The sequence below is a fragment of the Exiguobacterium sp. s16 genome (assembly GCF_018618115.1).
Taxonomy (GTDB): Bacteria; Bacillota; Bacilli; order Exiguobacteriales; family Exiguobacteriaceae; genus Exiguobacterium; species Exiguobacterium mexicanum_A.
Genome location: NZ_JACSLM010000032.1, coordinates 1 through 233 on the forward strand (window position 1 = coordinate 1; position 233 = coordinate 233).

General features: G+C 49.8%; 1 rRNA gene. It reads left to right on the forward strand.

The features are described from left to right. Positions 1–147: 147 nt before the first annotated feature. Positions 148–233, forward strand: a 5S ribosomal RNA gene (rrf, locus tag KNP86_RS15630); the annotation flags it as partial.

Below are 233 nucleotides of genomic sequence, written 5' to 3' on the forward strand. Positions count from 1 at the left end.
CACGGCGACGTGTGGAGCTGAATGATACTAATCGGTCGAGGCTTTGATCTAGTCTAATGGTTTGTATGAATTGATGAGTCTTCAGTTTTCAGGGAACAACCCTGAAATGGATTGACACGCCCTTGAGGCGATGTTAATATTCTTTTGTCTGGTGGCGATAGCGAAGCGGCCACACCCGTTCCCATGCCGAACACGGAAGTTAAGCGCTTCAGCGCCGAAAGTAGTTGGGGGTC